Source organism: Streptococcus pseudopneumoniae, from assembly GCF_038148935.1.
GTDB classification, from domain to species: domain Bacteria; phylum Bacillota; class Bacilli; order Lactobacillales; family Streptococcaceae; genus Streptococcus; species Streptococcus pseudopneumoniae_U.
The window spans coordinates 1-4,912 of sequence record NZ_JBBJZX010000113.1; the positions used below are offsets into that span (position 1 = coordinate 1).

The 4,912-nt window shown below is 43.2% G+C and carries 6 protein-coding genes; all 6 read left to right on the plus strand.

Translation table 11 applies throughout. The features are described 5' to 3' along the window. Nucleotides 1–511 (plus strand): SHIRT domain-containing protein (locus WKI42_RS09455; protein WP_368081789.1); only part of this gene is annotated, 511 nt, incomplete at its 5' end. A gap of 173 nt (nucleotides 512–684) precedes the next feature. Continuing rightward, nucleotides 685–1,563 carry a mevalonate kinase gene (mvk, locus tag WKI42_RS09460; protein WP_368081790.1) on the plus strand — a complete coding sequence of 293 codons (879 nt, stop codon included), beginning with the start codon at nucleotides 685–687 and terminating at the stop codon, nucleotides 1,561–1,563. Further along, nucleotides 1,545–2,498, plus strand: a complete 954-nt coding sequence (gene mvaD / locus WKI42_RS09465; RefSeq protein WP_368081791.1) for a diphosphomevalonate decarboxylase — start codon at nucleotides 1,545–1,547, stop codon at nucleotides 2,496–2,498. The genes mvk and mvaD overlap by 19 nt, the downstream gene beginning before the upstream one ends. Continuing rightward, nucleotides 2,485–3,492: a phosphomevalonate kinase gene (locus WKI42_RS09470; RefSeq protein ID WP_368081792.1), complete on the plus strand. Its 1,008-nt coding sequence runs from the start codon at nucleotides 2,485–2,487 to the stop codon at nucleotides 3,490–3,492. The genes mvaD and WKI42_RS09470 overlap by 14 nt, the downstream gene beginning before the upstream one ends. Continuing rightward, complete coding sequence (gene fni / locus WKI42_RS09475) at nucleotides 3,476–4,486, plus strand: type 2 isopentenyl-diphosphate Delta-isomerase (protein ID WP_368081793.1); 1,011 nt, start codon at nucleotides 3,476–3,478, stop codon at nucleotides 4,484–4,486. The genes WKI42_RS09470 and fni overlap by 17 nt, the downstream gene beginning before the upstream one ends. A gap of 76 nt (nucleotides 4,487–4,562) precedes the next feature. Continuing rightward, nucleotides 4,563–4,912 (plus strand): DUF7649 domain-containing protein (locus WKI42_RS09480; RefSeq protein WP_440581622.1); only part of this gene is annotated, 350 nt, incomplete at its 3' end.

Consider the following 4,912-nt stretch of genomic DNA (forward strand, 5'->3'; position numbering starts at 1 on the left):
TGAAGGGAAAGAATTACCGAAGAATATTAGCGAATTAACTCCTACAGATAAAAATGAGTATATTAACGGAAAGGAAGTTAAAGCAGAATCTCCAACAAAAACAGATGTGAAGGATGGAAAAGGAAGCTGGGTATTTAAAGGTTATAAAAAAGATACAGAAACAATAAACAAAGCAGATATCCAATTTGTGGGGATTTGGAAATATGTAGAAGAACCAGAACCTACGCCAAATCCAAACCCAGGACCAAATCCAGGACCAAATCCAAATCCAGGACCGAAGCCAAACTCAGGACCAAATCCAAGCCTGGCACCAAGTCCAAGTCCAGCACCAAACCCAAGTCCGGTACCAACCCCAACTCCTTCAGAGAATTGGAATCAAGGAAGTACTGAAGTGCACAAGCGGGATGAACTACCTCAGACAGGTAGTCAACAAGATGAATGGTTGGTAGCTCTAGGTGGCTTATCTATCCTAAGTGGTTTGACGGTATTTCCTAAAAAACGAGAAGAATAGGATATGCTAGAAATCGTTTAAATAATGAAATGATGGAAATATATCCCTATAATGGGAAAAGCGATTGTGAAGGAAACAATCGCTTTTTTTGTGAAAATATAATAAAATAGATAGGAAAGAATAAATACTTGTATGAAAAATGGGACGGCTTTTTCGTCTAGTAAAAGGAAAAAATGACAAAAAAAATTGGTGTCGGTCAGGCACATAGTAAGATTATTTTAATAGGGGAGCATGCGGTCGTTTATGGCTATCCTGCCATTTCCCTGCCTCTTTTAGAGGTGGAGGTGACTTGTAAGGTAGTTCCTGCAGTGAGTCCTTGGCGTCTCTATGAGGAGGATACCTTGTCCATGGCGGTTTATGCCTCACTGGAGTATTTGAATATCACAGAGGCCTGCATTCGTTGTGAGATTGACTCGGCTATCCCTGAGAAACGGGGGATGGGTTCGTCAGCGGCTATCAGCATAGCGGCCATTCGTGCGGTATTTGACTACTATCAGGCAGAACTACCTCATGATGTACTAGAAATCTTGGTCAATCGGGCTGAGATGATTGCCCATATGAATCCAAGTGGTTTGGATGCTAAGACCTGTCTCAGTGACCAGCCTATTCGCTTTATCAAGAACGTAGGATTTACAGAGCTTGAGATGGATTTATCCGCCTATTTGGTCATTGCAGATACGGGTGTTTATGGTCATACTCGTGAAGCCATCCAAGTGGTTCAAAACAAGGGCAAGGATGCCCTGCCGTTTTTGCATGCCTTGGGAGAATTGACCCAGCAGGCAGAAGATGCGATTAGACGAAAAGATGCTGAAGGACTGGGAAAAATCCTCAGTCAAGCGCATTTACATCTAAAAGAAATTGGTGTTAGTAGCCCTGAGGCGGATTCTCTAGTTGAAACGGCTCTTAGCCATGGTGCTCTGGGTGCCAAGATGAGCGGTGGTGGGCTAGGAGGCTGTATCATAGCTTTGGTAACCAATTTGACTCAAGCTCAAGAACTAGCAGAAAGATTAGAAGAGAAAGGAGCTGTTCAGACATGGATAGAGAGCCTGTAACAGTACGTTCCTACGCAAATATTGCTATTATCAAATATTGGGGAAAGAAAAAAGAAAAAGAGATGGTACCTGCTACTAGCAGTATTTCTCTGACTTTGGAAAATATGTACACGGAGACGACTTTGTCATCTCTACCGACGGATGCGACAGCTGATGCCTTTTACATCAATGGTCAGCTACAAAATGAGGTGGAGCATGCCAAGATGAGCAAGATTATTGACCGCTACCGTCCAGTTGGAGAAGGATTTGTCCGTATCGATACTCAAAACAATATGCCTACGGCAGCGGGTCTGTCCTCAAGTTCTAGTGGTTTGTCTGCCTTGGTCAAGGCTTGTAATGCTTATTTTCAGCTTGGATTGACTCGGAGCCAGTTGGCACAGGAGGCTAAGTTTGCCTCAGGATCTTCCTCTCGGAGTTTTTATGGACCACTCGGTGCTTGGGATAAGGATAGCGGGGAAATTTACCCTGTAGAGACAGACTTGAAGCTAGCTATGATTATGTTGGTGCTAGAGGACAAGAAAAAACCAATCTCTAGTCGTGATGGGATGAAACTTTGTGTGGAAACTTCGACGACCTTTGATGACTGGGTGCGTCAGTCTGAGAAGGATTATCAGGATATGCTGGTTTACCTTAAGGAAAATGACTTTGCCAAGGTTGGGGAATTAACGGAGAAAAATGCCCTTGCTATGCACGCTACGACCAAAACTGCGTCACCAGCCTTTTCTTATCTGACGGATGCAAGCTATGAAGCCATGGACTTTGTCCGCCAGCTTCGTGAGCAAGGAGAATCCTGCTACTTTACCATGGATGCTGGTCCCAATGTCAAGGTCCTCTGTCAGAAGAAAGACTTGGAGCATTTATCAGAAATCTTCGGTCAACGTTATCGCTTGATTGTGTCAAAAACAAAGGATTTGAGTCAAGATGATTGCTGTTAAAACTTGCGGAAAACTCTATTGGGCAGGTGAATATGCTATTTTAGAGCCAGGGCAGTTGGCCTTGATAAAGGCCATTCCCATCTATATGAAGGGCGAGATTACTTTTTCTGATAGTTACCGTATCTACTCAGATATGTTTGATTTCGCAGTGGATTTGACGCCAAATCCTGACTATAGCTTGATTCAAGAAACAATTGCTTTAGTGCAAGATTTCCTCGTTTATCGTGAGCAAACCTTGCGACCTTTTTCTCTAGAAATTCGTGGGAAAATGGAACGGGAAGGTAAAAAGTTTGGTCTGGGTTCTAGTGGTAGTGTCGTTGTCTTGGTCATCAAGGCTCTGCTAGCTCTGTATAAGCTTTCGGTTGATCAGGATCTCTTGTTCAAGCTGGCCAGTGCTGTCTTGCTCAAGCGCGGAGACAATGGTTCTATGGGAGACCTTGCCTGTATTGTGGCAGAGGAATTGGTTCTTTACCAGTCATTTGATCGCCAGAAGGTGGCTGCTTGGTTGGAAGAAGAAAACTTGGCGACTGTTTTAGAGCGTGATTGGGGCTTTTCAATTTCGCAAGTGAAACCAGCCCTAGAATGCGATTTCCTAGTGGGATGGACTAAGGAAGTGGCTGTATCGAGCCAAATGGTCCAGCAAATCAAGCAAAACATAGACCAGAATTTTTTAAGTTCCTCAAAAGAAATGGTAGCTACTTTGGTAGAAGTCTTGGAGCAGGGGAAAGCAGAAAAAATTATCGAGCAAGTAGAAGTAGCAAGCAAGCTTTTAGAAGGCTTGAGCGCAGATATTTACACGCCTTCGCTCAGACAACTGACAGAAGCCAGTCAAGATTTGCAGGCTGTTGCCAAGAGTAGCGGTGCTGGTGGTGGTGACTGTGGGATTGCCTTGAGTTTTGATGTGGAATCAACTGAAACTATAAAAAATCGCTGGGCTGATCTGGGGATTGAGCTCTTATACCAAGAAAGGATAGGACATGACGACAAATCGTAAAGATGAACACATCCGCTATGCCCTTGAGCAGAAAAGTTCCTATAATAGCTTTGATGAGGTGGAGTTGATTCATTCTTCCTTGCCTCTTTACGACCTGGATGAAGTCGATCTGTCGACAGAGTTTGCTGGTCGAAAGTGGGGTTTTCCTTTTTATATCAATGCCATGACAGGTGGGAGTGATAAGGGTAAAGAAATCAATCAAAAGCTAGCTCAGGTGGCGGAAGCCTGTGGGATTTTATTTGTGACGGGTTCTTATAGCGCAGCCCTAAAGGATCCAACAGATGACTCATTTTCTGTCAAGTCTAGCCATCCAAATCTCCTTCTTGGAACCAATATTGGATTGGACAAGCCTGTTGACCTAGGACTTCAGACTGTAGAAGAGATGAATCCTCTTCTCCTACAAGTGCATGTCAATGTCATGCAGGAATTACTCATGCCAGAGGGAGAAAGAATGTTCAGAAGCTGGCAATCGAATCTAGCAGACTATAGTAAACAAATCCCTGTTCCGATTGTCCTCAAGGAAGTAGGCTTTGGAATGGATGTGAAGACCATCGAGAGAGCCTATGAATTGGGCGTTCGAACCTTTGACCTGTCAGGTCGTGGTGGCACCAGCTTTGCTTATATCGAAAATCGTCGCAGTGGTCAACGTGACTACCTCAATCAATGGGGGCAGTCTACCATGCAAGCACTTCTCAATGCCCAAGACTGGAAAGACAAGGTCGAACTCTTGGTCAGTGGTGGCGTTCGGAATCCGCTGGATATGATTAAGTGTTTGGTCTTTGGTGCCAAGGCTGTAGGACTGTCTCGAACAGTTCTGGAATTGATTGAAAGCTACACCGTCGAAGAAGTGATTGACATTGTTCAAGGATGGAAAGCAGATCTACGCTTGATTATGTGTGCCCTTAATTGTGCCACCATAGCAGATTTACAAAAAGTAGACTATCTTCTTTATGGAAAATTAAAAGAAGCAAAGGATCAGATGAAAAAGGCGTAACCACCGCCTTTTTTCCATCTTTAGACTGAGGTGACTTTTTTGAATTGTGATAAAATAGAAGGGAGAGGATACATGTATGAGAAAATTTAAAATCTTTTTATTTATCGAAACCTGTCTTTTGACAGGAGCTCTGATTTTGATGGTATCAGAGCATTTTTCGCGTTTTCTGCTTATTTTATTCCTCTTTTTGCTTTTGATTCGCTATTACACTGGTAAAGAGGGCAATAATCTTCTTTTAGTGGTGGCAACCATTCTCTTCTTTTTCATCGTCATGCTCAATCCTTTTGTGATTTTAGCTATTTTTGTTGCGGTCATCTACAGCCTCTTTCTTCTTTATCCGATGATGAACCAGGAAAAAGAGCAGACCAATTTGGTTTTTGAAGAGGTGGTAACGGTTAAGAAGGAGAAAAATCGTTGGTTTGGAAA